General features: G+C 67.0%; 16 protein-coding genes. All 16 read right to left on the bottom strand.

All coding sequences use genetic code 11. The features are described 5' to 3' along the window. Window positions 1–927, bottom strand: a 927-nt coding sequence (gene lpxB / locus JHC99_RS11910) for a lipid-A-disaccharide synthase (protein WP_292154487.1), incomplete at its 3' end; no start/stop codon positions are given. Continuing rightward, on the bottom strand, window positions 924–1,784 hold the full coding sequence (gene lpxI / locus JHC99_RS11915; RefSeq protein ID WP_292154489.1) for a UDP-2,3-diacylglucosamine diphosphatase LpxI: 861 nt from the start codon (window positions 1,782–1,784) through the stop codon (window positions 924–926). The genes lpxI and lpxB, both read right to left, overlap by 4 nt. Window positions 1,785–1,788: 4 nt before the next feature. Then, on the bottom strand, window positions 1,789–2,577 hold the full coding sequence (lpxA, locus tag JHC99_RS11920) for an acyl-ACP--UDP-N-acetylglucosamine O-acyltransferase (protein WP_292154491.1): 789 nt from the start codon (window positions 2,575–2,577) through the stop codon (window positions 1,789–1,791). After that, window positions 2,574–3,050: a 3-hydroxyacyl-ACP dehydratase FabZ gene (fabZ, locus tag JHC99_RS11925; protein ID WP_292154492.1), complete on the bottom strand. Its 477-nt coding sequence runs from the start codon at window positions 3,048–3,050 to the stop codon at window positions 2,574–2,576. The genes lpxA and fabZ overlap by 4 nt, the downstream gene beginning before the upstream one ends. Further along, entirely contained in the window at window positions 3,047–4,066 is a 1,020-nt protein-coding gene (gene lpxD / locus JHC99_RS11930; protein ID WP_292154494.1) for a UDP-3-O-(3-hydroxymyristoyl)glucosamine N-acyltransferase, read from the bottom strand. Before lpxD ends, fabZ begins: the two co-directional genes overlap by 4 nt. Window positions 4,067–4,078: 12 nt before the next feature. Further along, entirely contained in the window at window positions 4,079–4,663 is a 585-nt protein-coding gene (locus JHC99_RS11935; protein WP_292154496.1) for an OmpH family outer membrane protein, read from the bottom strand. 34 nt (window positions 4,664–4,697) lie between these two features. After that, the gene (gene bamA / locus JHC99_RS11940) at window positions 4,698–7,136 is read right to left on the bottom strand and encodes an outer membrane protein assembly factor BamA (protein ID WP_292154498.1); all 2,439 of its coding nucleotides are present in this window, start codon (window positions 7,134–7,136) and stop codon (window positions 4,698–4,700) included. A 35-nt stretch (window positions 7,137–7,171) separates the two neighbouring features. Then, complete coding sequence (locus JHC99_RS11945; RefSeq protein ID WP_292154500.1) at window positions 7,172–8,389, bottom strand: RIP metalloprotease; 1,218 nt, start codon at window positions 8,387–8,389, stop codon at window positions 7,172–7,174. Between the two features lie 25 nt (window positions 8,390–8,414). Continuing rightward, complete coding sequence (dxr, locus tag JHC99_RS11950; protein ID WP_292154502.1) at window positions 8,415–9,611, bottom strand: 1-deoxy-D-xylulose-5-phosphate reductoisomerase; 1,197 nt, start codon at window positions 9,609–9,611, stop codon at window positions 8,415–8,417. Continuing rightward, a complete protein-coding gene (locus JHC99_RS11955; RefSeq protein ID WP_292154503.1) occupies window positions 9,608–10,429 on the bottom strand; it encodes a phosphatidate cytidylyltransferase in 822 nt (273 codons plus the stop codon). Before JHC99_RS11955 ends, dxr begins: the two co-directional genes overlap by 4 nt. Next, window positions 10,429–11,187, bottom strand: coding sequence for a polyprenyl diphosphate synthase (gene uppS / locus JHC99_RS11960; protein ID WP_292154504.1), 759 nt, complete (start codon window positions 11,185–11,187; stop codon window positions 10,429–10,431). Before uppS ends, JHC99_RS11955 begins: the two co-directional genes overlap by 1 nt. Window positions 11,188–11,216: 29 nt before the next feature. After that, window positions 11,217–11,774, bottom strand: a complete 558-nt coding sequence (gene frr, locus JHC99_RS11965; protein WP_292154506.1) for a ribosome recycling factor — start codon at window positions 11,772–11,774, stop codon at window positions 11,217–11,219. A 27-nt stretch (window positions 11,775–11,801) separates the two neighbouring features. Then, complete coding sequence (gene pyrH / locus JHC99_RS11970) at window positions 11,802–12,536, bottom strand: UMP kinase (protein WP_292154507.1); 735 nt, start codon at window positions 12,534–12,536, stop codon at window positions 11,802–11,804. Between the two features lie 95 nt (window positions 12,537–12,631). Then, a complete protein-coding gene (tsf, locus tag JHC99_RS11975; protein ID WP_292154509.1) occupies window positions 12,632–13,576 on the bottom strand; it encodes a translation elongation factor Ts in 945 nt (314 codons plus the stop codon). A 127-nt stretch (window positions 13,577–13,703) separates the two neighbouring features. Then, on the bottom strand, window positions 13,704–14,585 hold the full coding sequence (rpsB, locus tag JHC99_RS11980) for a 30S ribosomal protein S2 (protein ID WP_292154511.1): 882 nt from the start codon (window positions 14,583–14,585) through the stop codon (window positions 13,704–13,706). A 155-nt stretch (window positions 14,586–14,740) separates the two neighbouring features. Then, complete coding sequence (locus tag JHC99_RS11985; protein WP_271144396.1) at window positions 14,741–14,995, bottom strand: DUF3297 family protein; 255 nt, start codon at window positions 14,993–14,995, stop codon at window positions 14,741–14,743. Between the last annotated feature and the right edge of the window lie 138 nt (window positions 14,996–15,133).

Here is a 15,133-nt window from a genome sequence, read left to right on the forward strand (position 1 = left end):
GAACAGGGTCGCGAACTTGCCGGTGAAGAAGGGCTTCATGATCGCATAGCTGAGCGCGCCGAAGCGGTAGGCGACGACCATGGGGACGCCGGCCAGGGCCAGTTCGGTCGAGACTGTGCCGCTGGTGGCCAGGGCGACGGTCGCGGCGCGCATGGCGTCGTACTTGTCCGCCTCCTGCACAAGATGGACGCGGAAGGGCCAGGTGGCGACGCGGGCGGTGACGTCCTCGGCCACCGTGCCGGCGACGACGACGGCGACCTGGAGCGACGGATACTCGGCCTTCAGCCGGGCGACGGCGGCCTCATAGACCGGGGTCATGTGGCCGATCTCCGACGGGCGGCTGCCGGGCAGGACCAGCAGCAGGGGCGCGTCGGGGGCGATGTGGCGCGCCTGGCGAAAGCGGGTGCCGTCCGCCTGGGTCATGTCGATGTGCAGGGCGGGCGAGCCGACGACCGTGGTGGGCAACCCTTCCGCCTCGAACCAGGGCGCGTCGAAACTGTAGAGAGCCAGCAGGTGATCGACCGTGGCGGCCAGCGTCTTCGCCCGGCCGGGACGCGAGGCCCAGACCTGGGGGCCGACGTACTTGATCAGGGGCACGCCCGGCAGGGCCTTACGCAGTGCCTTGGCGACGCGGATGGTGAAACCCCAGCTGTCGATCAGGACCACGGCATCGGGGCGTTCCCGCACCGCAAGGGCCACAGTGTCGGCGACGCGGGCCTTGACCCGGTCCAGCGCGCGCAGGCCCTCGATCCAGCCGAGGATGGAAAGCTGGGCGATGTCGAACGGGCTGTCGATGCCCTCGGCCGCCATCTTTGGCCCGCCGACGCCGACGAAGACGGTGTCGAAGGATCGTATTTTCAATGACTTGGCGAGGCCGGCTCCGAGCGCATCTCCGGAAGCCTCGGCGGCGACGAGCATGATTTTCATGGGGGCGATCCTGCGATCGCAGGCCCGGGCTCACCCCAGACGAACAGACCCAGACGATCGGCGGTTTCAATCAGGGCCGCGCGGTCGATCAGGATCAGCCGGCCAGCCACACCGCCGACGCCCGCCAGCCCAGCGGCCGAGGCGAGTTCCAGGGTGCGGGTGCCGATGACGGGCATGTCGACGCGGAGGTCCTGGATCGGCTTGGGGGCCTTGCCGAGGGCGCCTTTCGGAGCGGTCGATGAACCGCGCAGGTCAGCGGGCAAGTCCGCGACGCGGCGCAGCATGGCGTCGGTGCCCTCCTGGGCCTCTACGGCGAGGACCAGTCCGTCGCAGACGACGGTGCCCTGGCCGATGTCGAGTTCCCCTGCTTTTTCGGCGACATACAGGGCTTTCCTGAGGTCCGACAGCTGCTCCGGCGTTGGCGTGACGGTGCCGAGCGCGCCCTGAGGCAAGGTCTCGCCGCCCAGGATGTCGTCGGCGCCCTCGACGGCGTAACCCTCGTTCTCGAACACCGAGAGGATCTTGCGCAACAGGGCGTCGTCGCCCTGGGTCGCGGCCGCGATAATGCCGGGCAGAAGGGTCGCGCCCTTGAAATCGGGCTTCAGAGCCTTGAAGTCGGGGCGGTTGACCGTGCCCGCGAAACAGACCGCGCCGCAGCCGGCGGACTTCAACGCCGCCAGCGCCTTTCCCAGTTCGGCCATACCGATGTCCGCGCCAGGATAACGGACCAGATGGGGGTCTGCGAAACCAGTCAGGCGGATGACGAACAGCGACCGGCCCTCGGCCTCGCATCGGGCGGCGATAGCCAGGGGGAGCGCGCCGCCGCCGGCGATCAGGCCGAGCCGGGTTGCGGTCACGGCGTCAGTCGCCCGGAAGGCAGAGTGGGCGTTTGCCGCCGTCGCGGATGAAGGCAACAATCTCCATGATCTCGGGCAGGTCGGCATAGGTCTGTTCGACGCCGGTCAGGCGGTCGGCGAAGACGCCGTCCCCCTCGAACAGGTCGCGGAAGGCGGCCAGCAGGCGGCGCACCGCGTCCTTGCCATAGCCCTTGCGCTTCAACCCGACCAGGTTGAGCCCGTGCAGGCGGGCGTGGTTGCCCCAGGCCGAGCCGTAGGGGATGACGTCGCGGGTCACGGCCGCCAGACCGCCGACGATCGCCCCCTGCCCCACCCGGCCGTTCTGATGCACGGCGCACAGGCCACCCAGGAAGACCTTGTCGCCGATCCGGGCATGGCCACCCAGAGTGGCGTTGTTGGCCATGACGACAGTGTCGCCGACCACGGCGTCGTGGCCGACGTGGGCACCGGTCATGAACAGGCCGTGGGAGCCGACGCGGGTCACGCCCGAGCCCTGCGGGGTGCCGCGATTGAAGGTGCAGTGCTCGCGAATGCTGTTGTCCGCGCCGATCTCCAGACGCACCGGCTCGCCCTTGTAGCCGTTGTGCTGGGGGTCGCCGCCGATGACGGCGAAAGGGTGGATGGTGGTGCGGGCACCGACCGTCGTATCCTGTTGCAGCACCACATGGCTGACCAGGGCGACATCTTCAGCCAGGACGACACCGGGGCCGACGGTACACCAGGGCCCGATCTGGACGCCGTCGGCCAGTTCGGCGGACGGGTGGACCAGGGCTGTGGGGTGGATCGTAGTCATGTCGCGGGCTGGTCGACCTTGACCACCATCGCCATGAACTCCGCCTCGGCCGCCAGCTTGTCGTCGACGAAGGTCTCGCCCCGGAACTTGTAGGCGTCGCCGCGGGCACGGGTGACGATGACCTTCATGCGCAGCTGATCGCCGGGCCGGACGGGTTTGCGGAACCGGACGCCGTCGATCGACATGAACATGATCACCTTGTCGGCGACGGCGACGTCCATGGTCTTGGACATCAGCAGGGCGCCCGTCTGGGCCATGGCCTCGACGATCAGGACGCCGGGCATGACCGGGTCGATCGGGAAATGACCCTGAAAGAAGGGCTCGTTGTGGGTGACGTTCTTGATGCCGGTGATCGAGGTGGCGGACACGAAGTCCTCGGCCTTGTCGATCAGCAGGAAGGGATAGCGGTGCGGCAGGCGGCGCATGACCTCGGCGTAGTCGATGCGGTCATTGATGGCGGTGACGTCGCTCATCCCTCTGATTCCCTTGGTCGCTTCTTGCTCCCGGCCTGTTTGGACAGCCAGATCGTCTCGCGCAAGAACTGACGCAGGGGCCGGGCCGGATATCCGGACCAGGTCTCGCCGGCCGGGACGTTGGCCAGAACCCCGCCCCCGGCTGCGACGCGGGCACCGTCACCGATGCTGATGTGGTCGCCGACACCCGCCTGACCGCCGAACAGGACGTTGTCACCGACGGTCACGGAGCCCGACAGGCCCGTCTGAGCCGCGATCAGGACATTGCGGCCCAGCACGCAATTGTGACCGACCATGCACAGGTTATCGATCTTGGAATTCTCGCCAATGACCGTGTCGTCATAGGCTCCGCGGTCGATGCAGGTATTGGCCCCGATGGTGACGCCGTCCTGGAGGATCACGCGGCCGAGCTGGGGAATGTCGACGGGGCCGGTGCTGGATCCGGCGGCGCCGAAGCCGGCTTCGCCGATGCGGGCACCGGCATAGAGCTTCACCCGGTCACCGATCAGGGCGAAGGCGATCGAGGCGTTGGCCCCGATGACGCAGCCGCGGCCGATCTGGACGCCAGCGCCGATCACCGTATTGGCCCCGACGCGGGTGCCGCTGCCGATGCGGACGCCGGTGCCGAGGACGACACCGGGCTCGAGCACGACCGAAGCGTCTTCGCAGGCCTCGGCGGGCCTAGAGACGCCCTCAATCAGGCGTGGCTGGTGAAACAGGGCGGAAGCGCGGGCCCACGAGGCCTGGGCTTCACGCGACGACAGGACGGCGGCTGCGGTCGGTGCCGCCTCGACCATGGCGGGGGGCACGACGACGCACCCGGCCCGGGTTACGGCGAGCGCCTCGCTGAAACGACGGTCGGCCATGAAGGCCAACGCCCTTCCGTCAGCGGAGGCCAGGGGGGCGACGGCCGAGATCTCGACGTCGCCCCCCCGGATGACCTCCGCGCCGATCCGGCCGGCGAGTTCGGCGACCGTCAGGGACGGGCCGGTCTCGAAGAAGCGCGGATCGGGCATGGCGTGGCCCGCTTACTGAGCCGGCTGGACCGGCACCGGCAGGCGGTTGAAGCTCAGCGACGGCAGGGCGGTGTTCAGGCGCGCGATCACGTCACCGGTCACGTCCATGGCCGGGTTCATGATGAACACGCTCTCGCGGTCGATCAGAATGCCGCAGCCCTTTTCCTGATAGACGGCGACCAGGATCGGCTCGACGCCGGCCGAGATCAGGCGGCGCTGTTCGCTGAGGGTGTACTGGAGCTCGTTGCGGCGGGTTTCTTCCAGCTGCTGGGCTTCCTGGATGCGCTGTTGCAGTTGCTGGCGGCGGGCCTGCAGCTGGTCGGCGGGAATGGCGGCGGCACCGGACTGGAGCGCCTGGGCCTCGGTCTGGATGGTCGTGGCGTAGGGCGTCAGCTCGCCTTCGACCTCGCCGGCCAGCTGCTGCATGCGGGCCTGGACGGACTGACCGACGGTCGACTGCGCCAGAAGCTGCTGGTTGAAATAGACGCAGACGCCCGGGATGGCGGGGCCGACGTTGGCCGGACCGGCGGTCTGGGCCGAAGCAGCGGTGGCGACGAACGAAGCCAGCGCAACAGCGCCGATGGCAAGAAGTTTCATGACAGGCCTTTGTGCGGTCGTTTTGACCGACGGTTTAGTTGAACTGGGTGGAGGTCGAGAAGCGGAAGGTTTCCGTGCGGTCGTAGTCCTCGCTCTTGAGAACCTTGGACAGGTCGAAGCGGATCGGTCCCATGGGCGACTTCCAGTGGATGCTGACACCGGCAGCGGCACGCAGCGACAGGTCATCGACGATGTTGGGGTCCAGCACGCCGGTCGAGGTGATGGTGTAGCGGTCGTCGAGCACGCCCAGGGTTCCGACATCGGCGAACAACGAGGTGCGGATGCCGTAGGTGTCGGGCAGGAAGTTCGGCACCGTCAGCTCGACCGTGCCCACAGCGTAGAAATTCCCGCCGAGCGCGTCCTGGGTGGTCAGGTCGCGCGGACCCATGCCGGCCGTTTCGAAGCCGCGGAAGGTATTGCCGCCGCGGAAGAAGCGGTCGTTGATCCGGACCGCGTCGCCGGCCCAGCCCCCGACATAACCGGCCGACCCCGCCACGGAGACTATCCAGCTGGGGGTGATGCCGTAGTAGTAGGTGCCCTCGATCTCGGTCTTGACGTAGTTCACGTCGCCGCCGACCCCGGCCAGATCCTGACGCAGGGTACCGCTCCAGCCGCGGGTCGGGCGGATCGGGTCGTTGCGGCGATCGATGCCGATCGTATAGCCGACCGAGGAGTTCAGCGAGGCGCCGACCTGTTCGCACAGGGCGCGCGAGCCGGAGCCGCCGGTGTTGCAATAGCCGGTCGGCACGATGATCTCGTCGTCCTTGATGAAGTAGCGGGTCGACAGCCGGGTGTAGCCGTTGATCGGGAAGGACAGGCGCAGGCCGGCACCGGTCGAGCGATAGTCGAACGAGGACTCTTCCTGGAAGTCGTAGCGGGAATGGAACAGGTCGAAGCCCGCCCCCACGTCGCGGCCGAGGAATTTGGGCTCGGTGAAGCGGAAGTCGATCTGCTGGCGCAGCGAGCCCCATTCGGCGCGGGCCACGACGTTCTGGCCCCGGCCACGGAAGTTGCGCTCGGTGATGCCCAGATTGATCGTATAGCTCTCGGCCGACGAGAAGCCGGCGCCGACGGACAGTTCACCGGTCGGCTGTTCGGTCACGGTGACGTTGACGACCGAGCGATCGGGAGCCGAGCCGCGCTCTTCCTTGATCTCGACGTCCTTGAAGAAGCCCAGGGCTCGCAGGTTGTTGCGCGACCGCTCGACCAGGGTGCGGTTGAAGGCGTCGCCTTCGGTCAGCATCAGCTCGCGGCGGACGACATAGTCCAGGGTGCGGTTGTTGCCGACGACATTGATGCGGTCGATGTAGACGCGCTGGCCCTCGGAGATGTTGAAGGTCACGTCGACCAGATTGGTCTCGGGGTTGGCCCGGTAGCTCGGACGGATGTCCACGAAGGCATAGCCCGCCGAACCCGCCGCGAAGGTCAGGGCGTCGACCGAGCTTTCGATCTTGTCGCTCTCGTACAGGTCGCCGGTCTTGATCGGGATCAGCAGCTTGAGGAAGTCGGCGTTCAGGCGGTCGTTCTCGGTGACGACGCTGATCTCGCCGAAATTGTACTTGTCGCCCTCGTCCACCGTCAGGGTGATGCCGAAGGCCGAGTCGTCGGGCACCAGCTCGGCGACACCCGACACGACGCGGAAGTCGTAGTAGCCCCGGTTGGTGTAGAATTTCCGCAACTGCTCGCGGTCGTAGTCCAGCCGGTTGGGGTCGTAGTTGTCGTTGGAGCTGAACAGCCGGTACCAGGCCGACTCCTTGGAGACCATGACCTCGCGCAGTTCGGAATCCGAATAGGCGGTGTTGCCCATGAAGGTGATGGCTTGCAGGCCCGTCTCGGGGCCCTCGTCGATCTCGAAGATGACGTCGACGCGGTTCTGCTCCAGCTGCACCAGCTTGGGCGAGACGGTCGCCGAGATCCGGCCCGACAGGCGGTACAGCTCGATGATCTTGCCGACGTCCTCCTGAACCTTGGCGCGGGTGTAGATGCCGCGCGGCGACAGGGTGACCTCTTCCGTCAGCTTCTTCTCGCTGAGGGCGCTGTTACCCTCGAACACGATCTGGTTGATGATCGGATTTTCGACGATCGAGACGACGAGGTCTCCGTTCGGCTGCAGGCCCAGCTGGATGTCGGCGAACAGCTGGGTGCGCTGAAGGGTCCGCAGGGCGACGTCCAGTACGACGGGATCGACCGTGTCGCCCGGCTGGATCGGCAGATAGGACAGGACCGTGGTCTGGTCGATCCGCTGGTTGCCGTTGACCAGGATGCGGTTGACAACGCCGGTCTCGGCCGGGCGCGGCGCGGGCGCAGCCTGGGGGGCGGCGGCCAGCGGCTGGGTCGTGATGGCCGGGGCCGGCGGCGCGGTCTGCGCCTGGGCTGTCGAGGCCAGACCCGCCGCGACGACGAGCGCGGTCACGCTGCAAAGCGGGGCCCGCGAACGGGCGGCCAGGGTTGCGAAAGCGCGCGTATCGGTCATCGTCATTCGGGAAACCATCGGGGGCTGGCGTAGGCTCAACTGACGAGCCCGCCGAGGAATTTGAACAGGTTCAGCTTCTGCAAGTCGTTCCAGGTGGCGAACAACATCAAACCCGCCAGCAAAGCAAGACCGACCCGGTACCCCGCCTCCTGAACCTTGGCCGCCACGGGTTTCTTCGCCACAGCTTCGTAGGCGTAGAAAACCAGGTGACCTCCGTCCAGGACGGGGATGGGCATCAGGTTGATGAAGCCGATTCCGATCGAAAGTATGGCGGCGAACTGGATAAGCGTCAGGGCGAGGTTGGCGGCCTTTAGTCCGGCCGGGGCCTCTCCGGCCGTGGCCTGCTGGCTGATGCCGCCCGCAGCCTTGGCGATGCCGAGGGGGCCATTGAGCAGGTCACCCGACTCGCGCCCGCTGAAGATGCGGCCGATATAGGTGAAGGTGGTGCCCAGCACATCGCCCGTCTGGCGCACGGCGGCACCCACGGCCTCGATCGGGTTGTAGCGGATGGCGCGGATTTCGTCGCGGCGATAGCCCATCTCAAGGCCGATGCGGCCCACCTTGATCTGGCCCGCCACGGCGTCCTCGGTCAGGGTGCGGACCGGGGTGGCGATCAGGGGCACGCGCTGGCCTCCCCGCTCGACGACAAAGCGGACGGGCGTGGCGGAGTTCAGGGTCACGACGCGGATCACGTCCTCGCCCCTCCGCACCGGATCGCCGTTGGCCTCCAGGATCAAGTCGCCGGGCCGGAAGCCCGCGCTGGCGGCAGCCGAGCCAGGCACGATGTTGACGACGCGCGGCGGACTGATCTGGTCGCCGAAGGTCGCGAACAGAACGGTGAAGATGACGATGGCCAGGATGAAGTTGGCGGCCGGGCCGCCAGCGGTGATCAGGGCGCGCTGCCAGACCGGCTTGAAATGGAAATAGTCGCGGACAGCGGCGGGCCCCTCTTCTGCGATCACACGCTGGCGAAGCTCGGCGAGACCTGCGGCATCCGGCACGCTGGAGGCGTCCAGGTCGCCCGAGAATTTCACATAGCCGCCGGCGGGGATCCAGCCGATGCGCCATTCGACGCCGCGCTTGTCCGTGCGGCTGAACAGGGCACGGCCGAAGCCGATGGCGAACCGGTCCATCTTGACCTTGAACAGGCGGGCGACGCCGTAGTGGCCCAGTTCGTGGATGGTGACGATGAACGTCAGCACGAGCAGGAACGGCACGATGTAGATCAGGATCTGACCCAGGACGTTCAGCATTGGCGTTTCAGACCTCCGTCCGGCCTCAGGCGGCCATCGCGCGGCGCTCGATGATGGCGCGGGCGATCCGGCGGGCCTCGGCGTCCACGGCCAGGGCCGCGTCGCAGGCGTCGTCGGAAGCCGATGTCATCCCCTCGCACGTCGTGCGCTCAAGCGTTTCGGCGACGACTGCGGCAATATTGAGAAAGCCAAGCTTTCTGTCGAGGAAGGCGTACGCCGCGACCTCGTTGGCGGCGTTGAACACCGTCGGTGCCGTGCCACCGGCCGATAGCGCCTCGCGGGCCAGCTTCAGGGCCGGGAAGCGGGTCTCGTCGGGGGCCTCGAACGTCAAACGGCCAAGCGCGGCGAGGTCCAGGCGTGGTGCCGGCCAGGCCAGGCGGTCAGGGTATGCGAGGGCGCAGGCGATTGGCGTCTTCATGTCCGGTGGCCCCATCTGGGCCAGGGTCGAGCCGTCGACGTACTCGACCATGGAATGGATGATCGATTCCGGATGCACCACGACGTCGATCCGGTCGGCGGGCATGTCGAACAGATAGGCCGCCTCGATCGTCTCCAGACCCTTGTTGGCCATGGTGGCGCTGTCGATCGAAATCTTGGCACCCATCGACCAGTTGGGATGGGCGACGGCCTGTTCCGGGGTCATCCGGGCCATGTCGGCGAGCGACGTCTGGCGGAACGGGCCGCCGGAAGCGGTCAGGATCAGGCGGGCGACCTGTTCGGGAGCCTGGGCCGGGAAAACCTGGAAGATGGCGGAGTGTTCGGAATCGACGGGGATCAGCCGGCCGCCGCTGGACCGGACTCGCTCGATCAGGCGGGGGCCGCAGCAGACGAGGCTTTCCTTGTTGGCCAGGGCCAAAGTCGCGCCCGTCGCCGCCGCCGCCCAGGTCGAGCGCAGGCCGGCGGCACCGACGATGGCGGCCATGACCCAGTCCGTTGGTCGGGTCGCGGCCTCGACGATCGCGGCGTCACCGGCAGCGGTCTCGATATCGGTTCCGGCGAGAGCGTCACGCAGGTCCGACAGGCGGGCGGGATCGGCGATGACCACGAGGCGGGGCTGCCATCGGCGCGCCTGTTCAGCGAGGCGGGCGACATTGCCGCCGCCGGTCAGGACCTCGACCTCGAAAGCGCCGGTTCCGGCGGTCTCGGCCTGGTCCATCAGGTCCAGCGTCGAACAGCCGACCGAGCCCGTCGAACCCAGGACACTGACGCGACGCCGGATCACAGCACGCCTCGCTCGACCAGGATGACCAGCCAGCGACCGGCGGCGACGACGACGACGGCGAACATCAGCCCGTCGACCCGGTCCAGCAGTCCGCCGTGGCCGGGAATGATGGTGCCGGCGTCCTTGACCCCGAAGCGGCGCTTCAGCGCCGACTCCCACAGGTCTCCGGCCATGGTGGCCAGGGCAGCGGCGAGGCCCAGGACCATGCCCCAGAAGACGTTGAGCCGCCCCATCTCAAGCCAGAGAGCGATGCCGCCGCCGGCCAGCATCCCGGCCGCTAGGCCGCCGATGAAGCCGGACCATGTCTTCTTGGGCGACAGACGCGGCCAAAGCTTGGGACCACCGAACAGGCTGCCGGCCAGATAGGCCACGATGTCGGCAGACCAGGTCACGGCGAACACCAGCACGGTCCAGTGCAGCCCGACCTTGTCATGGCCGTCCCGCAGCCAGATCAACAGGATGACCGGCCATCCAAGGTAAAGCACGCCATAGGCGGCATTGAGCGCCAGTTGGCCTCGCATCCGCATGAACAGCCCGGCCGCAGCGGCACCGAAAACCAGCATGACGAGCGCGAAGGACAACTGACCGACGTGGGTCGCCCCGACGGCGACGAACAGAGCCAGCCCCACGGCGATCGCCGAGCCCCGCCAAGCGCCCGGGGTGCTCATCCGGCCCCACTCGACCGCCAGAAGGCCGCAGGCCAGCAGGATCAGTGCCAGAAACCAGAGACCGCCCGCCCAGGTCGCCAGGACCGCAGCGGGAGCCAGCACGAAGGCCGACGCGGCTCTCAGGCCGATGTCGCCGACCTTGAGCGCCATCAGCCGGTCGCGAGCGCAGGCTGGACCGTCGCAAGTCCACCGAAACGACGGTCGCGATTGCGGTACTGTTCGACGGCGTCGGTCAGACCGGCCAGGCCGTAGTCGGGCCACAGCACGTCCTGGAACACCATCTCCGCATAGGCCGCTTCCCAGAGCAGGAAGTTCGACAGTCGTTGCTCGCCCGACGTCCGGACGATCAGATCGACGGGCGGGCCATCCGCCGTGGAAAGGCCAAGGCCCAGTGAGTCCTCGTCCAGCGGCCCGATCGCCTCGCCCTTCAGCACGCGATCGACGTGGCGTTGAGCGGCATCGACGATGTCGGCGCGGCCCCCGTAGTTGAAAGCGACCTGGAGCATGAACCGGGTATTGTGGGCCGTCTGGGCCTCCGCCCGCTCGATGATCTTGGCGATGTCGGTCGGCAGGCCGGTTCGACGGCCGAGAACGCGGACCCGCACGCCCTCGCGGTCAAGCCGGTTCAGGTCGCTGGCCACATAGGAGCGAACGAGGCCCATCAGGTCGGAAACCTCCTCGGCCGGGCGGCGCCAGTTCTCGGTCGAGAAGCCGAAGACGGTCAGGCACTGGATGCCGAGCGACGGCGCGGCCTGGACGGTGCGCTTGAGCGCCTGCACGCCCTCGCGATGTCCGACGGCGCGCGGCAGGCCACGGGCCTGCGCCCAGCGTCCGTTGCCGTCCATGATCAGAGCCACGTGCCGCGGACCGTCTGGCGATCCGGGCAGATCGGCGATTTGAGCCGTCATTTCAATCCTGTCTCGCCGGGGTCCGCAACTCAGACCTGCATGATCTCAACTTCCTTGGTTCTCAAGGTCTCGTCTATGCGCTTGATGGCCGCGTCGGTGTCCTTCTGGACCTCGGCCTCCATCTTCTTCTGCTCGTCTTGGCTGATTTCGCCCGCCTTTTCAGCCTTCTTCAGGTCGTCGTTCGCGTCGCGGCGGACGTTGCGGACCGAAATCTTCTGCTGCTCGGCGTATTTGCCGGCCAGTTTGGCGAGATCCTTGCGACGTTCCTCGGTCAGGGGCGGCACCGGAATGCGCAGGGTCTGCCCATCCACGATGGGGTTGAGGCCCAGGCCGGCGGCGCGAATCGCCTTCTCGACGGGCCCCACCATCGTCTTGTCCCAGACGCTGACCGAGATCATGCGCGGCTCGGGCACGCTGATGGCGGCGACGGCATTCAGCGGCGAGTTGGAGCCATAGGCCTGGACCTGGACCGGATCCAGCAGGCCGGCGTTGGCGCGGCCGGTGCGCAGGCCGGAGTATTCCTCCTTCAGGGAGGCGACCGACTTGTCCATCTTCTCGCGGTAGATCTTCAGATCGGGTTTGGCCATGGCGTTCTCCTGTCGTCTCTCGTCGGTCTAGGCCGGGTCGCTGATAACGGTAAAGGTGCCCTGCCCGTTCAGAACCTTGCGCAGCGAATCTTCCTCGCGGATCGAAAAGACCACGATCGGGATCTTCGACTCGCGCATCAGGGCGATGGCGGCGGCGTCCATGACCTTCAGGTTCTGGGTCAGGACGTCCTGATAGGTCAGATGGTCGTAGCGGGTCGCCGACTTGTCCTTCTTGGGATCGGCCGAATAGACCCCATCGACCGAAGTCCCCTTCAACAGGGCGTCGCAGTTCATCTCGGCAGCGCGCAGGGCGGCGGCGGTGTCGGTCGTGAAATAGGGGTTGCCGGTGCCGGCGGCGAAGATGACCACGCGGCCCTTTTCCAGATGGCGGACGGCGCGGCGGCGGATGTAGGGCTCTGCGATCGCAGCCATGGGGATGGCGCTCTGGACCCGGGTGTAGACCCCGATCTTCTCCAGCGCGTTCTGCATGGCCAGGGCGTTCATGACGGTGGCCAGCATGCCCATATAGTCGGCGCTGGCACGTTCCATGTCGGCGGCCGCCTTGGACAGGCCGCGGAAGATGTTGCCGCCACCAATCACCAGACAGACCTCGGTGCCCGATTCGACGACCCGCTTCACAGCGGCGGCGACGCCGTCGACGGTCTTCATGTCGATGCCATAGCCCTGCTCGCCCATCAGGACCTCACCCGAGACCTTGAGCAGGACGCGTTTGTAACGGGGCGTGGCGCCGGTGTCGGTCATGGGGCTCTCGTTACGCGGAATCAGCAGCGGATCATAGAAAGGGCGCGTCCGGCTTCAAAGCCGAACGCGCCCCGATAGTCACGAACTAAGTGTGGTTACGCTTGCGGCGCCATCATCGAGGCGACTTCGGCGGCGAAGTCGGGGCCTTCGACCTTCTCGACGCCTTCACCCAGGGCCAGGCGGACGAAGCCGGCCAGGTGCAGGTTGGAGGAGCCCAGTTCCTTGGCCGAATCCTTGACCAACTGCTCGATGGTCACGTCGGGGTTCATGACGAAGGGCTGTTTGGTCAGCACGACGTCCTTCTGGAACTTGTTGATCTGACCTTCCACGATCTTGGCGATCATGTTTTCCGGCTTGCCTTCTTCCTTGGCCTTCTCGGTCAGGACCTGACGTTCCTTCTCGATGGCGGCGGGGTCCAGATCGTCGGTGTTCAGCGACAGGGGCGCGGTCGCCGCGACGTGCATGGCGATCTTGCGGCCCAGTTCGCGCAGGGCGGTCTTGTCACCCTCGCCTTCCAGGGCGACCAGAACACCGATGCGGCCCAGGTTCGGGGCCACGGCGTTGTGGACGTAGGAGGCGACGACGCCTTCCGAGACCGACAGACGTGCGGCGCGACGCAGCTGCATGTTCTCGCCGACGGTGGCGATCAGCTGGGTCACTTCGTCCTGGACGGTCTTGCCGGCTTCCAGCTCTGCGCCGTGCAGGGCCTCGAGGGTGTGGTGCTCAAGACCCTTGAGGGCGAACGCCTTGGCGGCGTTCTGGAACAGCTCGTTGCGGGCGACGAAGTCGGTCTCCGAGTTGAACTCGATGGCGGCGCCGACTTCACCCTTGCCGTCTTCTTTCGAGGCGACGGCCACCAGGCCCTCGGCGGCGACGCGGTCGGCCTTCTTGGCGGCCTTGGACAGGCCCTTGGCGCGCAGCCAGTCGATCGCGGCGCTGATGTCGCCGTCGGTTTCCTGGAGGGCCTTTTTGCAATCCATCATGCCGACGCCGGACTTGGCGCGAAGTTCCATGACGAGGGCGGCGGTGATCTCGGCCATTTCTGGTCTCCTGAGGTCTTCAATGCGGGAATGGCCGGGGTACTATCCCGGCCTTATGTCAGTTTGACGGTGAGCCTGTGACCCACCCACCCCGGCGTCGGCCGGGATGGGTGGGAAAGCATCAGGCTTAGGCCGTGGTCTCTTCAGTCTCGACGGCGGGCTCTTCAGCAGGCGTCTCTTCGCCCGAAGCGGCCAGCATTTCCTCGGCGACGGCTTCGGTGCCGGCAGGGGCGACGTCAGCGGCGACCGGGGCGGCAGCCTCGGCCAGCATCGGCTCGACCGGGTTTTCCGAAGCGCCCAGGTCGATGCCCGAGTTGGAGGCACCGGCGGCCAGGCCGTCCAGGACGGCGTCGGCAATCAGGTCGCAATAGGTCTGGATGGCGCGGGCAGCGTCGTCGTTGCCAGGGACCGGATAGGTGATGCCGTCCGGGTCCGAGTTGGTGTCCAGAATGGCGATGACCGGGATATTCAGCTTGCGGGCTTCCAGGATCGCGATCGCTTCCTTGTTGGTGTCGATCACGAACATGATGTCGGGGATCGAGCCCATGTCCTTGATGCCGCCGAGGGACAGTTCAAGCTTGTCCTTCTCGCGGTTCAGATTGACCAGTTCCTTCTTGACCCGGCCTTCGCCGCCGCGCTCCAGGATGCCTTCCAGCTCGCGCAGGCGGGCGATCGAGCCCGACACGGTGCGCCAGTTGGTCAGGGTGCCGCCGAGCCAGCGGTTGTTCATATAGTACTGGGCGCAGCGCTTGGCGGCCTCGGCGACCGGCTCGGCGGCCTGGCGCTTGGTGCCGACGAACAGGACGCGACCGCCCTTGGCGGCGACTTCGCGCACGGCCACCAGAGCCTGGTGGAACAGCGGCATCGTCTGCGACAGGTCGATGATGTGGATGTTGGAGCGCGAGCCGAAGATGTAGCGGTCCATCTTCGGGTTCCAGCGGTGAGTCTGGTGGCCGAAGTGGGCGCCTGCTTCGAGCAGGGTACGCATGGAGAAGTCTGGCAGAGCCATTTGGTCAGTCCTTTTTCCGATTATTCCGCCGCAGACGGTGAAAGGACCAGATGATCCCTCGGAACGGAGCGTCCGGGATGTCTCCCCGGATCACGCCACGCCTGCGTGTGAAGTGGGCGGGCCTATAGGCGAACAGAGGCCTCAAGGCAAATGATTTAGCCCTCGCCGGGGCCTTCCGACTGGAAATAGGGCTCGACCGGGCCTTGCAGCTTGACCGTCAGGGGGTTGCCCTTGCGGTCGACGGCCTTGCCCACGGCGAGGCGGACCCAGCCCTCGGAAACGCAGTATTCCTCGACGTTGGTCTTTTCCTCGCCCTTGAAGCGGATGCCGACGCCGCGCGCCAACAGGTCAGCGTCGTGGTGGGGGCTGTTCGGGTTGACCGAAAGACGATCGGGGGGCGTGTCGGACATGCTGGGCCTTGCGGGCGAAACGTGAGGAGCGGCTCCATAGCCCCCCTCGCCCGCCCTGCCAACCGGACTTACTGAACCGACTGGCGCGGAGGGGTGGCCGCAGGGGCCGGTGCCGAGGCCGCTGTAGGGGCGTAAGGC

It is taken from the genome of Brevundimonas sp. (genome assembly GCF_016463485.1).
GTDB lineage: Bacteria > Pseudomonadota > Alphaproteobacteria > Caulobacterales > Caulobacteraceae > Brevundimonas.

Excerpts from the sequence above, each read along its gene's own strand:
- JHC99_RS11945 (WP_292154500.1), bottom strand. The coding sequence starts at position 8,389 with ATGCTGAACGTCCTGGGTCAGATCCTGATCTACATCGTGCCGTTCCTG.
- JHC99_RS11955 (WP_292154503.1), bottom strand. The coding sequence starts at position 10,429 with ATGGCGCTCAAGGTCGGCGACATCGGCCTGAGAGCCGCGTCGGCCTTC.
- pyrH (WP_292154507.1), bottom strand. The coding sequence starts at position 12,536 with ATGACCGACACCGGCGCCACGCCCCGTTACAAACGCGTCCTGCTCAAG.
- frr (WP_292154506.1), bottom strand. The coding sequence starts at position 11,774 with ATGGCCAAACCCGATCTGAAGATCTACCGCGAGAAGATGGACAAGTCG.
- rpsB (WP_292154511.1), bottom strand. The coding sequence starts at position 14,585 with ATGGCTCTGCCAGACTTCTCCATGCGTACCCTGCTCGAAGCAGGCGCC.
- bamA (WP_292154498.1), bottom strand. The coding sequence starts at position 7,136 with ATGACCGATACGCGCGCTTTCGCAACCCTGGCCGCCCGTTCGCGGGCC.
- JHC99_RS11985 (WP_271144396.1), bottom strand. The coding sequence starts at position 14,995 with ATGTCCGACACGCCCCCCGATCGTCTTTCGGTCAACCCGAACAGCCCC.
- uppS (WP_292154504.1), bottom strand. The coding sequence starts at position 11,187 with ATGACGGCTCAAATCGCCGATCTGCCCGGATCGCCAGACGGTCCGCGG.
- fabZ (WP_292154492.1), bottom strand. The coding sequence starts at position 3,050 with ATGAGCGACGTCACCGCCATCAATGACCGCATCGACTACGCCGAGGTC.
- lpxD (WP_292154494.1), bottom strand. The coding sequence starts at position 4,066 with ATGCCCGATCCGCGCTTCTTCGAGACCGGCCCGTCCCTGACGGTCGCC.
- JHC99_RS11935 (WP_292154496.1), bottom strand. The coding sequence starts at position 4,663 with ATGAAACTTCTTGCCATCGGCGCTGTTGCGCTGGCTTCGTTCGTCGCC.
- lpxA (WP_292154491.1), bottom strand. The coding sequence starts at position 2,577 with ATGACTACGATCCACCCCACAGCCCTGGTCCACCCGTCCGCCGAACTG.
- tsf (WP_292154509.1), bottom strand. The coding sequence starts at position 13,576 with ATGGCCGAGATCACCGCCGCCCTCGTCATGGAACTTCGCGCCAAGTCC.